The 21,805-nt window shown below is 67.3% G+C and carries 17 protein-coding genes; 7 read left to right on the plus strand and 10 right to left on the minus strand.

Features of this window, described 5'->3' with window-relative positions:
- The first annotated feature begins 91 nt into the window (after positions 1-91).
- Positions 92-547: a tRNA (cytidine(34)-2'-O)-methyltransferase gene (locus H556_RS0103430; RefSeq protein WP_024353119.1), complete on the plus strand. Its 456-nt coding sequence runs from the start codon at positions 92-94 to the stop codon at positions 545-547.
- A 168-nt stretch (positions 548-715) separates the two neighbouring features.
- Here H556_RS0103430 and H556_RS0103435 read toward each other — a convergent pair whose 3' ends face one another.
- Entirely contained in the window at positions 716-2,002 is a 1,287-nt protein-coding gene (locus H556_RS0103435; protein ID WP_029673165.1) for a dipeptidase, read from the minus strand.
- Between the two features lie 229 nt (positions 2,003-2,231).
- Here H556_RS0103435 and hemF point away from each other — a divergent pair, with 229 nt between their 5' ends.
- Complete coding sequence (hemF, locus tag H556_RS0103440; RefSeq protein WP_029673166.1) at positions 2,232-3,110, plus strand: oxygen-dependent coproporphyrinogen oxidase; 879 nt, start codon at positions 2,232-2,234, stop codon at positions 3,108-3,110.
- Positions 3,111-3,120: 10 nt separating this feature from the next.
- On the opposite strand, the gene H556_RS0103445 is transcribed toward hemF, so the two are convergent.
- Together H556_RS0103445 and H556_RS0103450 are read right to left on the minus strand one after the other, a co-directional pair.
- Positions 3,121-5,640, minus strand: coding sequence for a hybrid sensor histidine kinase/response regulator (locus tag H556_RS0103445; RefSeq protein WP_024353122.1), 2,520 nt, complete (start codon positions 5,638-5,640; stop codon positions 3,121-3,123).
- A gap of 70 nt (positions 5,641-5,710) precedes the next feature.
- Complete coding sequence (locus tag H556_RS0103450; protein WP_024353123.1) at positions 5,711-6,427, minus strand: type 1 glutamine amidotransferase; 717 nt, start codon at positions 6,425-6,427, stop codon at positions 5,711-5,713.
- 92 nt (positions 6,428-6,519) lie between these two features.
- Between H556_RS0103450 and H556_RS0103455 the strand changes: the two genes are divergently transcribed.
- Positions 6,520-6,828 (plus strand): antibiotic biosynthesis monooxygenase family protein, encoded by a 309-nt coding sequence (locus H556_RS0103455; RefSeq protein WP_024353124.1) that lies wholly within the window; start codon positions 6,520-6,522, stop codon positions 6,826-6,828.
- On the opposite strand, the gene rlmJ is transcribed toward H556_RS0103455, so the two are convergent.
- Positions 6,825-7,646, minus strand: a complete 822-nt coding sequence (rlmJ, locus tag H556_RS0103460; protein ID WP_024353125.1) for a 23S rRNA (adenine(2030)-N(6))-methyltransferase RlmJ — start codon at positions 7,644-7,646, stop codon at positions 6,825-6,827. The two genes, H556_RS0103455 and rlmJ, sit on opposite strands and share 4 nt — an antisense overlap.
- Before the next feature lie 105 nt (positions 7,647-7,751).
- Here rlmJ and H556_RS0103465 point away from each other — a divergent pair, with 105 nt between their 5' ends.
- Positions 7,752-8,099, plus strand: a complete 348-nt coding sequence (locus H556_RS0103465) for a hypothetical protein (protein ID WP_211216092.1) — start codon at positions 7,752-7,754, stop codon at positions 8,097-8,099.
- On the plus strand, positions 8,096-9,097 hold the full coding sequence (locus H556_RS0103470) for a DNA topoisomerase IB (RefSeq protein ID WP_024353127.1): 1,002 nt from the start codon (positions 8,096-8,098) through the stop codon (positions 9,095-9,097). Before H556_RS0103465 ends, H556_RS0103470 begins: the two co-directional genes overlap by 4 nt.
- A 16-nt stretch (positions 9,098-9,113) precedes the next feature.
- Here H556_RS0103470 and tdh read toward each other — a convergent pair whose 3' ends face one another.
- The 3 genes from tdh to H556_RS0103485 are packed head-to-tail and all read right to left on the minus strand — an operon-like array spanning position 9,114 to position 12,280.
- The gene (gene tdh, locus H556_RS0103475; protein ID WP_024353128.1) at positions 9,114-10,160 is read right to left on the minus strand and encodes an L-threonine 3-dehydrogenase; all 1,047 of its coding nucleotides are present in this window, start codon (positions 10,158-10,160) and stop codon (positions 9,114-9,116) included.
- Positions 10,160-11,350: a glycine C-acetyltransferase gene (locus tag H556_RS0103480; RefSeq protein ID WP_024353129.1), complete on the minus strand. Its 1,191-nt coding sequence runs from the start codon at positions 11,348-11,350 to the stop codon at positions 10,160-10,162. Before H556_RS0103480 ends, tdh begins: the two co-directional genes overlap by 1 nt.
- A gap of 51 nt (positions 11,351-11,401) precedes the next feature.
- Positions 11,402-12,280, minus strand: a complete 879-nt coding sequence (locus H556_RS0103485) for a DUF4232 domain-containing protein (protein WP_024353130.1) — start codon at positions 12,278-12,280, stop codon at positions 11,402-11,404.
- A gap of 143 nt (positions 12,281-12,423) precedes the next feature.
- Here H556_RS0103485 and H556_RS0103490 point away from each other — a divergent pair, with 143 nt between their 5' ends.
- Both H556_RS0103490 and H556_RS16715 read left to right on the plus strand, forming a co-directional pair.
- Positions 12,424-14,547 (plus strand): TonB-dependent receptor domain-containing protein, encoded by a 2,124-nt coding sequence (locus tag H556_RS0103490; RefSeq protein WP_245559406.1) that lies wholly within the window; start codon positions 12,424-12,426, stop codon positions 14,545-14,547.
- A 233-nt stretch (positions 14,548-14,780) separates the two neighbouring features.
- The gene (locus H556_RS16715; protein WP_024353132.1) at positions 14,781-17,600 is read left to right on the plus strand and encodes a TonB-dependent receptor; all 2,820 of its coding nucleotides are present in this window, start codon (positions 14,781-14,783) and stop codon (positions 17,598-17,600) included.
- Positions 17,601-17,685: 85 nt separating this feature from the next.
- On the opposite strand, the gene mce is transcribed toward H556_RS16715, so the two are convergent.
- From mce to H556_RS0103510, 3 genes are read right to left on the minus strand one after another with little or no spacing between them, the layout of a single operon-like run.
- On the minus strand, positions 17,686-18,108 hold the full coding sequence (gene mce, locus H556_RS0103500) for a methylmalonyl-CoA epimerase (RefSeq protein WP_024353133.1): 423 nt from the start codon (positions 18,106-18,108) through the stop codon (positions 17,686-17,688).
- Positions 18,105-20,276, minus strand: coding sequence for a methylmalonyl-CoA mutase (scpA, locus tag H556_RS0103505; RefSeq protein WP_024353134.1), 2,172 nt, complete (start codon positions 20,274-20,276; stop codon positions 18,105-18,107). Before scpA ends, mce begins: the two co-directional genes overlap by 4 nt.
- The gene (locus H556_RS0103510; RefSeq protein ID WP_024353135.1) at positions 20,273-21,649 is read right to left on the minus strand and encodes a methylmalonyl-CoA mutase family protein; all 1,377 of its coding nucleotides are present in this window, start codon (positions 21,647-21,649) and stop codon (positions 20,273-20,275) included. The genes scpA and H556_RS0103510 overlap by 4 nt, the downstream gene beginning before the upstream one ends.
- Positions 21,650-21,805: the final 156 nt, after the last annotated feature.

Genomic DNA, 21,805 nt, shown 5'->3' on the forward strand with positions numbered 1-21,805 from the left:
GCTGCTTCAGACAAGTCGCGAAAGCGATTTGCGAAACAGTCGCAACAAAAGCCGCGACAAGGCCCCGCCCCGCGCGTATGAGGGCCTTAGAATGCGTCTCGCCCTTTTTCAACCTGACATCCCCCATAATGTCGGCGCCTGCATCCGTCTGAGCGCCTGTTTCGGCGTGGAATTGCACGTCATCGAGCCCACGAGCTTTAATTTCGACGATCGGGCGATGAAGCGGGCGGCTCTGGATTACGGGCCTCTGTCCCATATGACGCGCCATGCCGACTGGGAGACTTTCCAGCGCGACCGCGCGCCGGGTCGGCTGGTGCTGTTCACGACGCGCGCGGCCGAGCCGCTGACGGATTTCGTATTCCAGCCCGACGACGTCCTGCTGTTCGGCAAGGAGAGCGCCGGATCGCCCGACTACGTCCACGCGGCGGCCGATACGCGAATCTATATTCCGATCCGGCCGGAAGCCCGGTCGCTGAACCTGTCGGTCAGCGCCGGGATCGGCCTGCATGAGGCGCTGCGGCAGATGCAGGGGTTGCCGAGGCGATAGACGCCACGCCTCTCCCTCCCCTTCATGGGGAGGGTGGCTGAGGCCGCCAGGCCGAAGACGGGTGGGGGCGGCTTGGCAAATCAAGCGACGGGGCCAGGATCTCCTGGTCCTCCCCACCCGGTCGCTACGCGACCACCCTCCCCATGAAGGGGAGGGAGAGAAGCTGGCTTATTCCGGCGCGCCGTCGTCGGGCAGCTTGGCCAGGCTCGGTCGCTCAGCCCGCTTGGACTCGGCCACCCGCTCCACTGCCCGCATGACGCGCAGCAGGTTCTCGCCCGAGATCTTGCGGATGTCCGCCTCGCTCCAGCCGCGGCGCATCAGCTCGGCCAGCAGGCGCGGATAGCCGTCCACGCCCTCCAGGCCGACCGGCAGGCTGTCCACCCCGTCATAGTCGCCGCCCAGACCAATGTGGTCGATGCCCGCCACGTCGCGGACGTGCTGGATGTGGGCGATGACGTCCTCCATCGTCGCCTTGGGCGCCGGGTTGGCGGCGTTCCAGGCGTCCATGCCCGCCTTGACTGCTGCGGGATCGCCGGGGTTGAGGGCGCTGAGCCGCGTCATCTCGGCTGCCCGCGCCGCGCCGGAGGCGCGCACCGCCTCGCTGATGAAGCCCGGCACGAAGGTCACCATGACGATGCCGCCGTTGCCCGCCATCTGGCGCAGCACCGCGTCAGGCACATTGCGCGGATGGGCCGTCACCGCTCGCGCCGACGAGTGAGAGAAGATCACCGGCGCCGACGACACGCGGATGGCGTCGACCATCGTGTCCTCGGACACGTGGCTGAGGTCAACCATCATGCCCAGCCGGTTCATCTCCCGGACCACGTCCTCGCCGAAGGCGTTCAGCCCGTTCCACTTGGGCGCGTCGGTGCCGCTGTCGGCCCAGGTGGTGCTCTTGGAGTGGGTCAGCGTCATGTAGCGCGCGCCCGAATCATAGAACTCGCGCAACAGGCCCAGGGAATCGTCGATGGAATAGCCGCCTTCCATGCCGATCAGGCTGGCGATCTTGCCCGCGCGGTGGATACGGACCAGGTCATCGGCCGTCGTGGCGATCTCGAAAGTCTCGGGATAGGCGGCGGCGATCCGCTTGACGGTGTCGATCTGCTCGAAGGTGGCCTTGGCGGCCTCCACCGGCGCCATGCTGGCCGGGACATAGACCGACCAGAACTGACCGCCCACGCCCCCGGCGCGCAGGCGCGGAATATCCGTATGCAGGCGCGTCGACGCTGACAGATTTGCATTCAGATCAACGCCGTGCGGATCATTCCCAAAGCCCTGCCGCAAGGCCCACGGCAGGTCGTTGTGGCCGTCGATCAGCGGCGTGCGTTTCAGAATCTGCATTACCCGCGCCTCTTGCGGCTGGGTTTGAGCCAAGGCCGGTCCCGCCAGAACGGCGATGGAAGCGGCGGCCAGCAGACTGGCGCGCAGTCTGGCGTTCAGGGCGATGCGGATCATGGTTTCCCCTCTTTGAGATACTAGGCCCGCCCGGTCGCCCTCGGCGCTGCTTCTTGCGGGTGCGGCAGGCTGGCACAGCCGGACCGTGGATGGAACCGTTCGCATACCGCCTCGACGCCAAGGGATTGTGATCTGGATCAAGGCCCCTTCGCCTCGCCTGCGGCATGAGGCCGTCGTCCGCGCACCCCGCCGGACTGTTCAGAAAGGCCGCGTCATGGTTGAAGCCCTCATGATCCAAGCTGACCCCGCCCTGCTGATTGAGCGCCGCGAGCGCGCCCGCGCCTGGTTCGAGACCCTGCGCGACAAGATCCACGCCGGTTTCGAGGCGCTGGAGGACGCCGCCCCCGCTGAACTGTTCACCGGAGAGCCCGGTCGTTTCGTCCGCACGCCCTGGGATCGCCCCGAAGGCGGCGGAGGCGTCATGGGCATGATGAGCGGCCGCCTGTTTGAAAAGGTCGGCGTCCACTGCTCGACCGTCCACGGAACCTTCCCCGCCGACTACGCCAAGAACGTGCCCGGCGCCGAGGAAGACCCGCGCTTCTACGCCACCGGCATCAGTCTGATCTGCCACCCGGTCAGCCCGCGCGTGCCCGCCGTGCACATGAACACCCGCCTGATCTCCACGACGAAGACCTGGTTCGGCGGCGGCGGCGACCTGACGCCTGTTCTGGATGTCGATCGCCGAGACGATCACCCCGACACCGTCGACTTCCACGCCGCCATGAAGGGCGCCTGCGACGCCTTCGACCCGGCCTGGCACGCCAAATACAAGCAGTGGTGCGACGAGTATTTCTTCCTGCCCCACCGCAACGAGCCGCGCGGCACCGGCGGCATCTTCTACGATCACCACGACAGCGGCGACTGGGAGAAGGACTTCGCCTTCACCCAGGCGGTCGGCGAGGCCTTCCTGAAGGTCTACTCTGAAATCGTCGCCCGCCGGATGCAGGAGCCCTGGACCGACGCGGAGCGCGAGGAACAGTTGATCCGTCGCGGCCGCTACGTCGAGTTCAACCTGCTCTACGACCGCGGCACCATGTTCGGCCTGAAGACCGGCGGCAATGTGGACGCCATCCTCAGCTCCATGCCGCCCGTGGTGAAGTGGCCCTGAGCCGCACGGATCAGGCCGGAACCTGATCCGCCTCATGCATGACGGCCGCCTCGATCGCCTCGGTCAGGGCGGCCACGGTCAGAGGCTTGGTCAGGTGGCCGTCAGCGCCCGCTGCCTGCCCGGCCTCGACGTGCTCCCTCAGCGCATTGGCGGTCAGCATCAGCACGGGCGTGCGCGGCGCGTGCGTCGCCCGCTCATGCTCGCGAATGGCGGCGGTGGCGGTCAGGCCGTCCATGACCGGCATCTGCATATCCATCAGCACCAGATCGAAGCCATCCCGCCTGAAGGCCTCCAGCGCCTCAGCGCCGTTCTCAACGCTGACCAGATCGACCGGCATGGCCTCCAGCATGACCTGAACCACCAAGCGGTTGGCCGGATGGTCGTCGGCCAGCAGCACCTTCAGGCGCTCATGGCGCGCGATGGAGCGCGCGGCGGGCGCAACAGTCTGAACCTCAGGCTCCGGCGCAGGAGGCAGAGACAGTTCGAACCAGAACCGCGCGCCTCCGCCCGTCGGCGATTCGCAATCGAGACGCCCGCCCATCAGCCGCACCAGATCAGCCGAAATCGCCAACCCTAAACCGCTGCCCCCGAACCGCCGGGTAATGGAGCCATCCGCCTGCTGGAAACGATGGAAGATTCGCTGCTTGAACTCCTCGTCGAAGCCGATGCCGGTATCCGAAACCATGAACGAAGCCCGTCCATCCGCAGCGAGACGCGCTTCAAGCCGCACCTGACCTGTTTCGGTGAACTTCACGGCGTTGCTGACCAGATTGGTCAACACCTGCCGCAGGCGCACCACGTCGCCGATGAAGGCGGCGTCGAGAACGGGGTCCAGTTCAAGCGCAAGGTTGACGCCCTTCTGCATGGCCATAGGCGTCCACAAGGCCATGATTTCGCGCAACATGACGCCCAGATTGAAGGGCGCCGGGTCCAGCCTGATCTCGCCGGTCTCAACCCGAACCGTGTCGAGAATATCCGACAGCAACCGCTCCAGGGTGACGCCGGACGACCGGATGATGTCGACCAGTTCGCGATCCTTGGGCGTCAAATCCCGCCGTGACAGCACGTCGGTCATCGCCACGACGCCGTTCAAGGGCGTGCGGATTTCATGGCTCATATTAGCCAGGAACTCGCTTTTGGCCTGACTGGCCTCTTCGGCGCGAAGCTGGGCTGCGCGCAGGCGCCGGGACTGGCGTCTCTGCCAGATGACGACGAACAACGCCGAAAGGACGAACAGGAGGCCGATGCCCATGATCCAGTTCTGACCACGGATGACCGCACGCTGAAGCTGGGTATTGGCCCGCGCGGTCTGCAACTGACGACGGCGCTCGGCCAACTGTTCCTGCATGTCGCCGGTGACCTGATGGATGCCGGCGCTGAAGCGCTGCGCCGCCTGCACGGCGCGGCGCTGTTCATAGTCGCGCAGCACGTCAAAGGCCTCGGCCGCCCGCCCGGACGCCCTCAGCACCTCCGCCTCCACGAGGCGCTCACGCGGATCGACGATGCCGTCCGGCGCAAGCTCGCGCAGGCGCTCCAGGTCGCGCCGGGCGCCTTGGATGTCGCCCATACGCGCCCGCGCCACGCCGCGCAGCGGCAGGATGTCCAGCGACAGGAAGGCCTTGCGGTCAATAAGCCTAGCGTGAGGCGCCAGGCATTCCAGCACCTGGGCCGACAGTTGCCGCATATCGGCCACCGCAGCGCACAGGGCCGCGTCATAGGCGCGAATGGCCGCAATGCCGGACCGCTCAGCCAAGCGGTGGTGCGCCGCGTAGTAATGCTCGGCCCGCGCCAGGTCGCCGACCTGAACCGACATTCGCGTCAGGTTGTACAGGCTGTCGAAATCCGGGCGGGGATATGCCGGGTTGGAATAGTCGATTTCAAACCGATGGAAAGCAGCAGCCGCCCCGGCCACGTCGTTGAGCTTCATCAGCCCCATACCGGTCACTTCCCACACCCCGGCGCGAGCGGTGTCGGCGAAAGCGTCCTCGACCGGAATTTCGGTTTCAACGGCAGCCAGAAGACGCAATCCCTCGCCGACCCGATCCTGATCCATCAGAGCCAACGCGTACAGCCGAGCGGCGTGCGCCTTGACGAACCAGTCGCCAGTCGTCGACGCTGCGCCCTCCATTTCAGCGGCCACAGCCAGATCGCCCTGGTCATAGCGCGCCGTCAGCGCATTGAGATGCGCGATCGCCAGATAGCGACTATCGTTCGCCGCCCTTGCCTGCGCCGCCAAGCGACTGTTCCATAGAGCGGCCCGCTCGAAATCGCCCTGATTCAGAAACGTCCAGGCGACATGGTACAGGCGATTCAGCCCCTCGCGGTCGCTTCGCCTGAGGGCCTGATGGCCAAAAGCCTCAAGCGCGTCGAAGTTCGTGCGCATCGCCCGCTGCTCGACCGCGCGAGCCAGTTCGACGGTCGCCGGAGGAGGCGCCGTATCGGCCTGTATGGGCGGCTCGGCGACAGCGACCGAGGCCGCCGCAACGCCTGCGAGAACGAAGCCCCTGAACAGAACACGGCGCTTCAACATCTTCCTCCCGCCTGACATGGGCGCGACAGTGGGGGCGAGATATTGAGCAAGGCTTATCGCCCCGCCGCAATCAGGCCTTATTTTCACCTGCGTTCGATACGCCCAGATAGTTGCGGATCCAAGCGCCCAGTATCGCCCTGTCGTTGGCCTGCTGCAGGCTGGCCTGAGCCTCGTCCACCAGATGTTCGGCGATCCGTCCGCGCCGCCCCTCGGTCAGGGCTGCGGCGAAGGCAGGGTCAAATTCCGGATGGCACTGGAAGCTGATGGCGTCGTCCCCCCAGGCCACGCCCGCATTGGGCGTGAAGGGGCTGGCTGCGATCACCCGCGCGCCATCCGCCAGGGCGATCACCTGATCCTGGTGAGAGGCGGGAATAGATAAGGTCCCAGCGGGCGGCTGCATCCATGCCTCGTCGCCGGTGACCTCATAGGTATGCAGGCCTACGCCCCAGCCGCGCCCCGACTTTTCGACCCGGCCGCCGAACGCCTGAGCCATGATCTGATGGCCGAAGCAGATGCCCGTCAGGCGCGTCTTGCCGCGCGCATCGCGCAGCCACTGCGCCAGCGGCTCGATCCACGGCAGATCCTCATAAACGCCCGCCGCAGAGCCTGTGACGATGACTCCGGCGAAGGCCGCAGGATCGTCCGGCAGTTCGCCCGCCTGAACGTCAAAGCGGCGCGTGGCCACCCCGTCGCCCAGCAGGGCGCGGAACTGATCGACATAGTCGCCGTATCGGGCGGCCAGATCCGCTGGCGGTCGCCCGGTCTCAAGAATGGCGATGACGTTCATGCTCGGTTTTCACTCCCGCAGACGCACGATGAAGGAGGCGTCAGCCCCTGGATTGGGGTAGAAGATCAGCCAAGGCAATGGGACGAACCGTCATGACCGCAACCGATGATCCGGTCGTGCTGATCAACATCTTCAAGTGCGACCAGCGCCACCTGGACGAACTGATCGAGCGCCTTGCGGCTCTGGCGAAGGTGCAGTCCGGCCTGCCCGGCTTTGTCTCGGCGACCCTGCATCGCGGACTGAACGGCCGCGTCGCCGCCAATCACGCGATCTGGGCCAGCGCCACGGACTGGAAGGCCATGACGCGCCACCCCCAGATCGTCGCCGCCATGGGTCCGATCCTGGCCATCGCCACTTTCGAGCCTCACCTCTATGAACCAGGCGAGCCGACAAGCGGCTAGCCCGCGCGCCAGACCTCGGCCCGGGCCCCGGCGTCGCCCAGCGCCTGAACCGTCCAGCCGCAGATTTCAGCCGCCGCCGCTTCGGCCCCCGACGGCGCATTGACCACCGTCATCGCGCAGCCGTTCATCTTCATCGGATTGTTCAGTGGCCGCAGGCGCGCCTCGGCGACCAGCACCCGCGACAACCCCGCCTGCTCCAGCCGCCGGATGAAGCCGTCGAACGTCTCCAGGTCCTTCAAGGGCGTCCAGATCGCGACGCACGCCGTCGGATCCGCGCGCACCACCGCCGCCGCCGTCTCGGCCGAGCGGACATAGTCGTCAGGCCGCTCGAACGGCGGATCGATCAGCACCAACGGCGCCTTGACGCCTCTGGCCGCGCGCACCGCCTCTTCATAGCCGTCGCCCGCCCGTCCCGTCGCGTTCGGCCATGCAGCCAGAGCCTCATTCAGCAGGGCTTCGACAGGCGGGTTCAGCTCGAAACCGCGATAGGAATCCTCCGGCCGCAGCGCCCGCGCCGTCAGCACCGGCGAGCCCGGATAGAACCGCACGCCGCCTTGGGGATTCAGCGCGGCCACTTCAGCCGCCAGCGCTTCGATCAGCGGGGGCCGCGCCTCGGCGGTCATCAGCCGCGCCACCCCGGCCTCGGCCTCGCGCGAGCGCTGGGCGTCGCCCGACAGATCATAGAGGCCCGCCCCCGCGTGGGTGTCGAACACCGTCACCGGCCCCCTGGCCTGGCGATCCTTCAGCAGCCACAGCACCAGGGCGTGCTTGACCAGGTCGGCGAAGTTTCCGGCGTGAAAGCTGTGACGATAATTCATGCCGCTCCGTCCCTCGCCTGCGCCTTCAGGTCAAGCCATCGGCGAGACTCGGCTAAGGAACCGCTCGACGCGGCCGCCGTTGCCGTATGCCGCCCGAGAAGAGCCATGATGATCGACCACCCGGCCCTGTCCGACGAAGACCGCACGCCCGGAGCCGCCATCGCCAAGGCGGCCCGGCAAGGCCTGGCCCTTCGCGAACAACATGGACGCGGCGGGACCGAGGTCGGCGTTAGCCGCGCGGAACAACTGATGTCGCGCACGCCGCTCAGCGATCGCGACATCAAATCCATGTACAGCTATTTCGCTCGTCACGCCGTGGACAGGCACGGTCGCCATTGGGCCGATCCGATCAAGCCCTCGGCGGGCTACATCGCCTGGAACCTGTGGGGCGGGGACGAGGCCCGCGACTGGATCAACATCCTGCGCGCCCGCCTGCGCGAGGTCGGCGTGTGACGTCCCCTCATCCCCCACCGCCGAAAGGGCTGACCTGGTGCAGTGATGACAGCCCCGGCCTGACTCGCCGTCGCTCCGGTCGCGGCTTCTGCTATCGGGATGCGGACGGCGACCTGATCCGGGACGCCGCCATGCTCGACCGCATCCGCGCCCTGGCCATCCCGCCGGCCTGGACCGATGTGTGGATTTGTCCGCGCGCCACCGGCCATATTCAGGCGACGGGGCGCGATGCGCGCGGCCGCAAGCAGTACCGCTATCACCCCGACTGGACGGCTCATGCGGCCGAGAACAAGTTCGAGCGCCTGCCCGCCTTCGCCCGCGCCCTGCCCCGTCTGCGACAGCGCGTAGAGGACGACCTGTACCGGCGCGGCCCGTGTCGGGAAAAGGTGCTGGCCACCGCCGTGCGCCTGCTTGAGATCACCCTGATCCGCGTCGGCAACGCCCAGTATGCGCGCCAGAACCGCTCCTACGGCCTGACCACTCTCAGCAAACGCCACCTGGATGTGGACGGCGCCGCCCTGACCTTCGCCTTTCGCGGCAAGAGCGGGATCGAACACAGCGTCAGCGTCCGCGACCGACGCCTCGCCACGGTGGTCCGGACGCTGCGGGATCTGCCCGGTCAGCAATTGTTCAAATACCGCGATGCGAACGGCGCCCTGCATCCCGTCACCTCGGACGAGGTCAACGCCTATATCCGCGAGGCGGCGGGAGAGGAGTTTTCAGCCAAGGACTTCCGCACCTGGGCCGGTACGGTGTCCGCCGCCCGCGCCCTGCGCGACGCCGAGGCCCCGACCTCGGCCGCCGACGCCAAACGGAAGGTGACGATCTGCATCAAGGCTGTGGCGGGTCTGCTGGGCAATACGCCGACCGTCTGCCGCTCGTCCTACGTCCACCCTGCGGTCGTCACCCTGTTCGAACAGGGGCGGCTGGCGCAAAGCCTGCCGAAGTCAGAAGCGGCCTCTTTCGAGACCGCCCTGATCAAGCTGCTGGCGGCCTGATCCAGGCCGCCCCGCCTCAATCGGCCCAGTTCAGGACGACCTTGCCGGACTGGCCCGACTTCATGGCCTCAAAGCCCGCCTCGAAGTCCTGATAGGGCATCTGGTGGGTGATCAGCGGGGTCAGGTCCAGACCGGCCTTCAGCAGGCCCAGCATCTTGCGCCAGGTGGTGAACATCTCACGCCCATAGACGCCCTTGATGGTCAGGGCCTTCAGGATGATCGCGCCCCAGTCCGTCTCCATCGGCTTGCTGGGAATGCCCAGCATCGCCATGCCGCCGCCCATGATCAGGGTGTCGACGCACTGCTTGAAGGCGACGGGCGAGCCCGACATCTCCAGCGCAACATCGAAGCCGACCTTCAGGCCCAGTTCGTGCATCACGTCGCGCAGGTCTTCCTTGGTGGTGTTGACCGTGCGCACGCCCGGCGCGACCTTTTGGGCAAGTTCCAGCCGGAAGTCATTGATATCCGTCAGAACCACGGTGCGCGCGCCCGCATGACGCGCCACAGCCGCCGCCATCATGCCGATGGGGCCGGCGCCGGTGACGATGACGTCCTCGCCCAGCAGGTCGAACTGCTGCGCCGTGTGCACAGCGTTCCCGAACGGGTCGAGGATGGAGCCGATCTCATAGGGCACATCGTCCGGCAGTTCGATGACGTTGAAGGCCGGGGCCACCACGTACTCTGCGAAGGCGCCCTGACGGTTCACGCCGATGCCGCGCGTGTCGGGGTCCAGATGGAAGTGACCCGCGCGGGCCGCTTCGGAGTTCAGATCGATCACATGTCCCTCGGCCGAGACGCGCTGGCCCACCTTCAGACGGCGATCCACGTCCTTGCCGATAGCAACGATCTCGCCCGAGAATTCGTGGCCGGTGATCATCGGAACCGGCACGTTCTTCTGGGACCATTCGTCCCAGTTCCAGATGTGGATGTCGGTGCCGCAGACGGCGGTGCGATGCACCTTGATCAGCACGTCCTCGTCGCCCGCTACGGGGATGGGGGCGTCGATCAGTTCCAGCCCTTCGGCCGGTTTCGTCTTGGCCAGGGCCTTCATGGTGTCGGTCATCAGATAACTCCCAATTCCTTGCCGGCCGTCGTGAACGCCGCGACCGCTTGATCAATCTGTTCGAAGGTGTGGGCCGCCGACATCTGGGTGCGGATGCGAGCCTGACCGCGCGGCACCACGGGGAACGAAAAGCCGATGACGTAGACGCCCAGCTCCAGCAGGCGCGCGGCCATGTCCTGCGCCAGCTTGGCGTCGCCCAGCATGACCGGGATGATCGGGTGCTCGCCCGGCAGCAGGTCGAAACCTGCCTGCGCCATCGCCGAGCGGAAGCGCGCGGCATTGGCGAACAGTTGTGTCCGCAGCTTGTCGCCTTCCTCGCCCGCAGCGATACGGATGGCCTCCAGCGACGAGCCGCACACGGCGGGCGCGAGAGCGTTGGAGAACAGGTAGGGCCGCGCGCGCTGCTTCAGCAGTTCCACGACGTTCGACCGGGCGCAGATGAAGCCCCCCATCGCCCCGCCCAGCGCCTTGCCGAAGGTGCCGGTGACGAAGTCGACTTCGACCCCGCAGTGCGCAAACGAGCCCTTGCCCTTGTCGCCCAGGAAGCCGGTCGCGTGGCAGTCGTCGACCATGATCAGGGCCTGATACTGGTCGGCCAGGGCGCGGATCTGGTCGATCTTGCCGATATAGCCGTCCATCGAGAAGGCGCCGTCGGTGGCGATGATGATGTTGCGGGCGCCGGCGGCGCGCGCCTCCTTCAGCTTGGTCTCCAGATCGGCCATGTCCGAGTTGGCGAAGCGGTAGCGCTGAGCCTTCGACAGGCGCACGCCATCGATGATGGAGGCGTGGTTCAGGCTGTCCGAGACGATGGCGTCCTCGGCCCCGAACAGCGGCTCGAAGATGCCGCCGTTGGCGTCGAAGGCGGCGGCGAACAGGATGGCGTCCTCAAAGCCGAGGTAGTCGGCGATGGCGCGTTCCAGCTCCTTGTGGATTTCGAGCGTGCCGCAGATGAAGCGCACCGACGCCGTGCCCGCGCCCCACTTCTCCTGCGCCCTGATCCCGGCCTGGGTGACGCGCTCGTCGCCCGCTAGGCCCAGATAGTTGTTGGCGCAGAAGTTCAGCACGTCGCGGCCGTTGACGGAGATCACCGGCCCTTGGCGCGAGGCGATGACGCGCTCGGGCTTGGTCAGCCCCTGGGCGTCGATATCAGCCAATTCGGCGGAAACACGGTCGTAGAAAGCCTGGGTCATATTCTGGGTCATGTTTGCTCCGCTACGCTGAATCTCGGCAGGTTTGAACCCCTAGCCTGCGGCGGGCGCAGCCGCCTGAGCCGAGGCCTCAGCCACGGGGCGCAAGGGGCTGACCTCAACCTGCCCGCCGCAGGGCGTGAAGGCCAGCGGCAGGGCGATGGCGCTCGCCGCGCCCGGCGCCGTGACCCGCACCGTCTTGGCCGAAGGACAGGTCGCCTCGCCCTTGTCCTCATGCGGGATGACGCTCCAGGCCAGATCGAACCAGGCGGCCTGTTGCGGGCGGATCTCCACCGGCGTCGGCGCGCGCCCCTGCGCGAAATAGTTGCCCGGCCCCTGCGCCGCCCGAACGCCCGTCAGCAGCTTGCCGTCGCCGTCCAACAGGCTGACGGAGGGATAGCCCGTGACCGTGCAGGCGGACGGGCCTGTATTCCTCAGCGCCAGAGTGGTCACGCGGTGACCCATGCCAGCATCGCCGCCTTCGACCGCCAGACGCAGGTTCTCGGCGGCGCAGGGTGCGCCCGAAGGCGGCGGCGCCACCGCCGCGACCGGGCGGCTGCAGCGCTCGATGATGACGCCGCACGCCTGATCCCCCTGCCCCATACGGCTCAGCGTGCCGCTCTCCGTCTCTCCGCGGCTGGCTGTCCACCACTCCAGCCCCTGCCCCGCATAACGGGCGCCGCTGGCCGAGACGACGCTGGTCAGGGCGTAGTCCTTGCCTTCGTAGGAGACGCGGGCGGTCTGGGCGTCAGGATAGGCGACAACGACCGTCTTGCCGCTTTCGCAGGCATAGCCGACGGCCGCCGCGTCCTGCATCGCCGGGGCCTCGATCGGCGAGGTCGGCTCGGCTGGCTTCTCCTGCGAACAACCAGCGACCAGCAGGCCCAGCCCGGCGGTCAGGGCGATGGTCTGAAACGTAACGGTTCTGGTCATGGCGGCCCCCTTGAAACAGCGACCCTGCTGCAACGTCGCGGGCTTGTGAAGGCTCCTCCAAGACGAAATCGTCAAGGGGGTGGTTGCGTAATGATATACTATAACATATCAAGCCTCACATCATTGTAACGGGGATGCGTGACATGCGATTTCGGACCTTCCTGCTGACGGCCGCGGGGGCGGCGGCGGTGACCAGCCTGGGCGTCGCTGCGCCTGCTTTCGCCGAGGATGTCGTACAGCGTCAGTCACAGAACGACCCGCACGATCACGCCCCCCGCGCCGCCGACGCCTATGAGGTGGATGAGGTCGTCGTGCGCGCCCTGCCCCTGGGCCGCGCAGGCGACGACGTCGGCTCGCACGTCGCCCTGCTGAGCGGCGACGACCTGGTTCACCGGCGCCAGTCGACACTGGGCGACACCCTCAGCAGCATCCCCGGCGTCAACTCCGACACCTTCGGCGGGGGCGCCAGCCGGCCGGTGGTGCGCGGCCAGACCTCGCCTCGCGTCAAGGTGCTGAGCGAAGGCGCGGGCCTGATGGACGCTTCCGAAGTCTCGCCCGACCACGCCGTCAGCGGCGAGCCCCTGCTGCTGGAAGGCGTCGAGATCCTGCGCGGTCCGGCGGCCCTGCTCTATGGCGGCGGCGCTATCGGCGGCGCGGTCAATCTGCTGGACAAGAAGATCCCGACCCGCATCCCGGCTGAAGGCGGAGAAGGCGTGGCCGAATATCGTCTCGGCTCGGTCGACAATGAAGAAGCCGGCGTGGTCGGCATGACGGTCGGGGCCGGAAACTTCGCCCTCCGCGTCGAAGCGGCGGCGCGCAAGTCGGACGATTACAAGGTTCCGGGCTGGGACGAACCGCGCCTGGACGGCTCCTATAATGAAACCTCGACGGCGACTCTGGGCGCCTCCTGGATCGGCTCGCGCGGCTATCTGGGCGCGGCCTATACGGAACAGACCAGCCGCTACGGCCTGGCCGGTCACAGCCACGAATATGAGGGCTGCCACCCTCACGGAGACCACCTCCACTGCGGCGGCGGCCACGATCATGGCCATGACGACCACGATCACGGCGACGACGACCATGGGCACGACCATGAAGGCGACCACGACCACGCCGCCCCCGAAGTCCGCCTGAAGAGCCGCCGGGTCGATCTGCGCGGCGAACTGCGCGATCCGCTGCCAGGCATTGAGAACGTACGTCTGCGCGCCGGTTACACTGACTATGAGCACAGCGAGCTGGAAGAAGGCGTCGTCGCCACGACCTTCACCAACAAGGGCTATGACGGCCGGATCGAGGCCCAGCACCGCGAAATCGCCGGTTTCAAGGGCGTCGTCGGCCTGCAGTTGAGCAAGAGCGATTTCGCCGCCGTCGGTCTCGAAAGCTTCCTGGCGCCCAGCACGACCAAGAACACCGGCCTGTTCGTGATGGAGGAGTACGAGATCGGCCTATGGCACCTGGAGGGCGCCCTGCGTCAGGAATGGCAGGAGGCCTCGGCGCTCGGACTGGCCGATGTCAAACACAAGCCCTTCTCCATCTCGGGCGCAGCTGTATGGCACTTCACCCCCGGCTGGACGGGCGCCGTGTCGCTGTCACGTTCGCAGCGCGCGCCCTCGGCTCAGGAGCTCTATGCCGACGGCGTCCACCTGGCGACCAACACCTATGAGATCGGCGATTCCGATCTGAGCGTCGAGACGGCCAATTCGATCGAACTCACCTTGCGCAAGACCGAAGGCTCCCTGACCGGATCGGTCAGCGCCTATCACTATGTCTATGACGACTACATCTTCGCCCGAACGCTGGATCAATACGAAGATTTCCGTCTGATCCGCTACAGCCAGGCCGACGCGACCTTCACCGGCATCGAGGGCGAACTGACGCAACAGTTCACGCCGTGGCTGTCGGGCACGGTCTTCGGCGACTACGTCCAGGGCGAGCTGAAAGGCGACGGCGGGAACCTGCCGCGCATCCCGGCGGCGCGGGCGGGCGTGCGTCTGGCCGCCTTCCAGGGACCTTGGTCGGGCGACGTCGAATACAGCCGCACCTTCAAACAGACCGACATCGCCGCCTTCGAGACCGAGACGCCGGGCTACGACATGGTCAACGCCACGATCGCCTATGACGTCGATCTGGGGCCGGTCCGCTCGCAGATCTTCCTGCGCGGGACCAATCTGCTGGACGAGACGGCGTTCAACCACGCCTCCTTCCTGGCCGAGACGGCGCCCCTGCGCGGGCGCAACCTGACGGTCGGCGTGCGCGCCCGCTTCTAGGTTTCTTCCACGCTGCAAAAAACAGGGGGCGGGATCCGACGGATTCCGTCCCTTCGTCCGTTGGACCCATGTCGGTTCTGACGGGACTAAGCCTCTTATTACAGGAGTTTAATTCCTGAGTGCGATTGCGCCCCTTTTCGGCGCACATTGTTCTCTATCTGGGCCGATGCGGTCGATGAGACAGGGCTTCGACCGCGAGCGTGCCTATTTCCCGGTTGCCTTTAGGACTCGACATGTCGCCAGTCGCCTTGCTGTTCGCCCTCGCCTCCCTGTCTCCTGCCGACACGGCGGCGGCTTCCTCTCCTCCCGCCCAGGCTGCGCCCGCCCAGACCGCAACCCCTGTGCCGCAGGAAGAGATCGACGATGACGCCTATGACCTGGGCACGCTGGAGGTCGTGACGACCGCCCGGCGCGGCGCAGCCTTAGGCGATTACGAGCCGGAACTGGTCCTCGACGAAGAACAGATCAAGGCTTACGGCGCCAGCAGCATTCAGGAGCTGATGACCCTGCTGGAGCCGGTGACGCGCAGTTCGCGGGGCGGCTCGCCGGTCTTCCTGGTCAATGGCCGCCGCATCTCGGGCTTCCGTGAAATTCGCGGCATTCCGCCCGAGGCGATCGAGCGCACCGAAATCCTGCCCGAGGAAACCGCCCTGTCCTACGGCTACAGCGCCGACCAGCGGGTGGTGAACTTCGTGCTCAAGGCCGATTTCCGCTCCCTGACGACCCAGGCCAGCGTGCGCCGCCCCGAGCAGGGCGGCCGCACCTTGACGCAGATCGACAACAACGTCCTGCGCATCGCCGGCAAGCAGCGCTGGACGCTGGACCTCGGCTATCAGAACGACAGCCCCCTGTTCGAGACTGAGCGCAACATCCGCCGCGACGGCGTTCCCTATGACCTGATGGGCAATATCACGGCGCCCGGCGGCGGCGAGATCGATCCCGCCCTGTCGGCCCTGCTGGGCCAGAGCGTGACGACCGCTTCGGTCGGCGCGGGCGCGGCAGGCGGCGCCGGCCTGGGCGACTTCGGCGTCGGGCCGCGCACCGACGACCTGACCGCCTATCGCACCTTGTCGCCCCAGCGCGAGAACAGCTCCATCACCGGCTCGCTGGTGCGTGACCTGAACCAGACCATGTCCCTGACGCTCAGCGGGGAACTGTCCGATACCACCAGCTTCTCCTATCTGGGCCTGCCGGGCCTCAGCCTCGCCCTGCCCTCGACCAGCCCGTATTCGCCCTTCGCCAGCGATGTGCTGCTGCACCGCTATGTCGATGCGCCGGGCGCCTTGGGACGGAGCAGCGACACCCTGTCGGGTCAGCTGGGCTTCCTGGTCGACGGCTATCTGGGCGACTGGCGCTGGACGGTGAACGGCGGCTATGACCGCGCCGAGACCAAGACCCGCACCGGACGCGGCCTCAACGACGAAGCCCTGCAGGCGGGGGTGACTGCGGGGGTCATCGACCCCTTCGGCGACCTGGGCCAGTTGCCGACCAATCCGTTCGACACCGCCCGCTCCGTCTCCAGCAAGTCCAGCATCGAAGGCGTCATCAACGGCACGGCCTGGGAAGGTCCGGCCGGATCGCTGACCTCGACCTTCAAGATCGGTTTCGACAGCCAGTCGCTCGATTCCGAGACCCTGCGCTTCTCTGAACAGGAACAGGCCAGCGTCTTCTCCGAACGCTCCCTGTCGCGCGACCGCACCAGCGCCTCGGGCAACTTCAACCTGCCCATCGCCAACCGCGACCGCGAAGTGCTGGGCGCGCTCGGCAATCTGTCGGCCAACCTGAACCTGGCCTATGAGGACCTGTCCGACTTCGGCGGCCTTTCGGCCTATACGGTCGGGCTGAACTGGTCGCCGTGGGAGCCGGTCAACTTCAACGCCAGTTGGGCCGACGAGCAGAAGGCCCCGTCGATGTCGCAGTTGAACGACCCGACGCTGTCGACCCCCAACGTGCCGGTCTATGACTTCGCCACCGGCCAGTCCGTCACCATCACCCGGATCGAAGGCGGCAACCCCAACCTGTCCGAGGAGACCAAGCGCGTCCTGAAGTTCGGCGTCAATCTGACGCCGCTGAAGGACAAGGACCTGCGGTTCACAGCCAACTACACCCGCACCGAAACCGAAGGCTCCATCACCTCCTTCCCGACCATCACGCCGGAACTGGAAGCCGCCCTGCCCGAGCGCTTCACCCGCGATCTGGACGGCAATCTGCTGTCGATCGACGCTCGGCCGCTGAACTTCCAGAAGGCGGAGCAGCAGGAAATCCGCTGGGGCCTGAACTTCTCCACCGCCTTCGGCAAGCCTGACCCGGCGGCCATGGCCCGGATGAACGCACGCAGCGGCGGCAGTCCGCGCGGATCGGGCGCGCCGGGCGGCGCTGGCGCCGGCGCTCGGCCGGGCGGCGGCGCTCCGGATGGCGCGCCGACCGTCATGCGGGTCGAGGGCGGTCCGCCCCCTGGCGGCGCTCCGGGCGCAGGCGGCCCTCCTCCGGGTGGAGCGGTGCGGATGCAGGCCGGCGGGTCGGGCGGCCCCGGCGGACGGGGTCGCGGCGGCGGCATGATGCCGGGCCAGGGCCGGTTCAACGTCTCGCTGTATCACACCTATCGCATCCAGGATGAGATCACGATCCGCGACGGCCTGCCCGTGCTCGACCTGCTGGACGGCGCCGCCATCGGCGCGCGCGGCGGCCAGTCCCGCAATGAAGTCCAGTTGCAGATGGGCGCCTTCAAGAGCGGCATGGGCGGGTTCCTGAACGCCAACTGGAAGGAATCCACCCGTATCAACGGCGGCTCCTCGCCCGACGACGACCTCAGCTTCTCGGACCTGACGACGGTGAACCTGAACCTGTTCGCCGACCTGTCGTCGCGCGAAAACCTGGTCTCGCGCTATCCGTGGCTGAAGGGGACGCGCGTCAGCCTCGGCGTCGAGAACATCTTCGATCAACGGCTGGATGTGCGTGACGGTCTGGGGAACACGCCGCTGTCGTATCAGCCCGACTACCTCGACCCGATGGGCCGGACGTTCAGGATCAGCCTGCGGAAGATCCTGTACTGATCGGCGTCACGCTGCTCACCGTCATAGAAAAGGCCCGGTCTCGCGACCGGGCCTTTTGCCTGTATCGGTTTTACAAAACCGGAGCTCAGTGCGCCTCTTTCGGCGTCTCCATCAGTTCGATCAGCACCCCGCCCATCTCCTTGGGATGCAGGAACACCACCGGCGTGCCATGCGCGCCGATCCGCGGCTCGCCCGTGCCCAGGATGGTCACGCCCTTGGCGCGCATTTCAGCGATGGCGGCATGAATGTCCGCCACCTCAAAGCAGACGTGGTGCTGCCCGCCCTTGGGGTTCTTGGCCAGGAAGCCGGTAATCGGGCTGGTCTCGTCAAACGGCTCGATCAGTTCGATCTGGGCCGTCGGCGTGTCGATGAAGCAGACCTTCACCCCCTGCGCGGGCAGGTCGAACGGCTCGCCGATCTTCGTCGCGCCCAGCACGTCGCGATACAGCTTGATCGACTCGGCGATGGAGGGCGTGGCGACGCCGACGTGGTTCAGGTTGCCGATCACTTCTTCGTCTCCCCCATGTTCTGGACTGGCGCGGGCTGAGCATAGCCCAGGCGCTGGTTCAGCTTCTCGATCAGGTCCACGGCCGTCTCGGCGATGACCGAGCCGGGCGGATAGACGGCCGCCGCGCCCATATCGATCAGAGGCTGCACGTCCGACGGCGGAATGACGCCGCCGACCACGATCATGATGTCCTCGCGCCCCAGCTTGGCCAGTTCGGCCTTCAGCTCGGGCACCAGCGTCAGGTGCCCCGCCGCCAGCGACGAGGCGCCGACCGCGTGGACGTTCTTCTCGACCGCATCGCGCGCGGCCTCCGCCGGCGTCTGGAACAGAGCCCCCGCCGTCACGTCGAAGCCGATGTCGCCGTAGCCGGTGGCGACGACCTTCTGGCCGCGATCATGGCCGTCCTGACCCAGCTTGGCGATCAGGATGCGCGGCGGGCCGCCGTCGTTCTCGACGAAGGCCGCAACCATCGAGCGGGCGCGGGCGACCTTGGGATCGTTCCCAGCCTCCTTGGCGTAGACGCCCGAGACCATCTTCACCGTCGCGATATGGCGGCCGAAGGCGGCCTCCAGCGCGTCGGAGATTTCGCCCACAGTGGCCTTGGCGCGGGCCGCCCGCACCGCCAGCTCCATCAGGTTCTCATTGCCACGCGCGCCCTCGGTCAGAGCGTCCAGCGCGGCCTGCGTCGCCGCCTCGTCCCGCTCGGCCTTCAGGCGTTGCAGCTTCTCGATCTGACGGGCGCGCACCTCGGCGTTGTCGACCTTCAGCATCGGAATGTCGTCGACCACGGGGTTCAGATATTTGTTCACCCCCACGACCGTCTGCTGGCCCGTGTCGATGCGGGCCTGCGTCTTGGCGGCGGATTCCTCGATCCGCAGCTTGGGGATGCCCGCTTCAATGGCCTTGGCCATGCCGCCGTAGGCCTCGACCTCCTCCATCAGGGCGCGGGCCTTGGTCGCCAGCTCCTGCGTCAGGCGCTCGACGTAGAAGCTGCCGCCCCACGGGTCGATGACGCGCGTCAGGCCCGTCTCGGCCTGCGCCAGGATCTGCGTGTTCCGCGCGATCCGAGCCGAGAAGTCGGTCGGCAGGGCCAGGGCTTCGTCAAGCGCGTTGGTGTGCAGGCTCTGCGTCTGGCCGCCCGCCGCCGCCATGCACTCGACCATGGTGCGCGGCACATTGTTGAACACGTCCTGCGCCGCCAGCGACCAGCCCGAGGTCTGGCAGTGGGTCCGCAGGGACAGCGACTTCGGATTGACGCCGCCTTCCCGCTTCACCGCCTCGGCCCACAGCAGGCGGCCGGCGCGCATCTTTGCCACCTCCATGAAGTAGTTCATGCCGATGGCCCAGAAGAAGCTCAGGCGCGGCGCGAAACGGTCGATCTCCATGCCCGCCGCCTTGCCCGCGCGCAGGTATTCGATCCCATCCGACAGGGTGTAGGCCAGCTCGATATCCGCCGACGCCCCCGCCTCCTGCATGTGATAGCCGGAGATGGAGATGGAGTTGAACTTGGGCGTTTCCTTCGCCGTCCACTCGAAGATGTCGGCGATGATCCGCATCGAGGGCGCAGGCGGATAGATGTAGGTGTTGCGGACCATGAACTCCTTCAGAATGTCGTTCTGAATGGTCCCGGTCAGCTTGGCGTGGTCGACGCCCTGCTCCTCGCCCGCCACAACGTAGAGGGCCAGGATCGGCAGCACCGCGCCGTTCATGGTCATGGACACCGACATCTGGTCCAGCGGAATGCCGTCGAACAGGGTGCGCATGTCCAGAATGCTGTCGATGGCCACGCCGGCCATGCCGACGTCGCCCTTCACCCGCGGATGGTCCGAGTCATAGCCCCGGTGGGTGGCCAGATCGAAGGCGACCGACAGGCCCTTTTGCCCCGCCGCCAGGTTGCGGCGATAGAAGGCGTTGGACTGCTCGGCGGTCGAGAAGCCCGCATATTGGCGGATGGTCCACGGCGCGCCCGCATACATGGTCGGATAGGGCCCGCGCACGAAGGGAGCGAAGCCCGGCAGGCCGTGGATGAAGTCCAGCCCGTCCAGCGCCTCCGGCCCATAGGCCGTCTCGACCGTCAGCCCCTCGGGCGTGGTCCACGGCGCGCGCTCAGGCCCGGCGTCGGTCGCGCGCAGATCAAGGGGGACCTTGGAGAAATTAGGAAAGCTCATTGGGCGGCCTCCTCGAAGGCGGCGGCGAAGCGAACAGGCGCCAAGGCCTCGAACGCTCCGGCGACGGCGGCCACGGCGGGCGCGGGCGTCACCGGCGCGGAACGCACGTCCGGGTCGACAAATTTGGTGACGCCGACGATCTGGGCGGCGCCGTCCTTGAAGGCCTTCTCAGCCATGTCGCGAGCGCGGGCGATGCGGGGTTGGATCACCCCGCCTTCCAGACAGGCGATGACGCCGCCTTCGGCCTCATAGACCTGAAACTCGGCCCAGGCGGCCTCGGCCAACTCACGCGTGCGGGCGTCCAGATACCAGGAACCGCTGGCCGGATCGTCCACGCGGCCCAGATTGGACTCCTCCATCAGGATCAGCTGGGTGTTGCGAGCCTGACGCTTGGCGAAGTCGTCCGGCAGGCCCGCCGCGCGGGTGAAGCCGTCCAGCACCACCGCATCAGCCCCGCCCACGGCCCCGGCGAACCCGGCGGCGGTCAGGCGCAGCATATTCGGCCACGGATCGCGCGCCGACAGCATCCGTCGCGACGAGCGCGCCTCGATGACCGCCGGAACCTCGGCGCCGAACGCCCTAGAAACGCTGGCCCCGATCAGGCGCAGCGCGCGGATCTTCGCCAGGGAGTCGAAATAGGCCTGATCGACGGCGACACCTAGGACCACGCCTTTCAGAGCCGCCTCGACCGACAGACCCGCCTCAACCGCTGCCTTCACATAGGCCACAGCCGACGACGCGGCGAAGGCCAGTTCCTGGGCGATGGAGCCGCCCGCCTCGTGCGCTGCACGGCCCGAGGCCATGAACAGCGTCGCCTCGGGATAGGTCGCGGCGTGGGCCGCCGCCGCCTTGGCCGTCGCAGCCATGAGGGCCGCGAAGTCGCCCGGCGCCCCGCCCGCCTCGGCATAGGCCGAGATCGGATCGAGGTGGAAGGCCAGCTTGGCGCGGGGCGAACCCTTGGCGACCGCCGACAGGGCCTCGGCCGCCTTCACCCCGTCGAACCCGGCGTCCAGCGCCACCGGCGCCAGCTCCAGCGCCACCCCGTCCAGCGCGCGCGCCAGACGCCCGACATCCGCCGCGACCGGCCCGGCGATCAGGATGGAGGCCGCCCCGTTTTCCAGATCGGTCAGGATGGCGCGGTTCAGGGCGTCCGCGTCCTCGCCCTCGTTCAGCGCCCGCACGTCCCACGCCCGACCTTCGGAATCCGAGGGCCGGGGCGCAAACACCGACTCGCCGCCGTTCGCCGCCCCATACAGGGGCTTCGTCGCCAGATGATCCGCATCCAGATGGATGAGGCTCTCCAGCGAACGCTCCTTCAGCGCCTTTACGGCGGCTTCGCGCCACTCCAGCGGGGTCGGGTTGGGGAAGGTCATGCGGCCGCTCCTTCTTCCTTCGTCATCCTCCGGCCAGCCGCGCAGCGGCGCAGACTGGGGGACCCAGCGGCGCGCGAAAGCGCGAAGCTGTCACGCACGCCGTGCGCCCCATCGAAACACGGCGTTGTCGCCTTCGCTTCGCTGCGGCGCCGCTGG

This window comes from Brevundimonas naejangsanensis DSM 23858 (assembly GCF_000421705.1).
Classification (GTDB): Bacteria; Pseudomonadota; Alphaproteobacteria; order Caulobacterales; family Caulobacteraceae; genus Brevundimonas; species Brevundimonas naejangsanensis.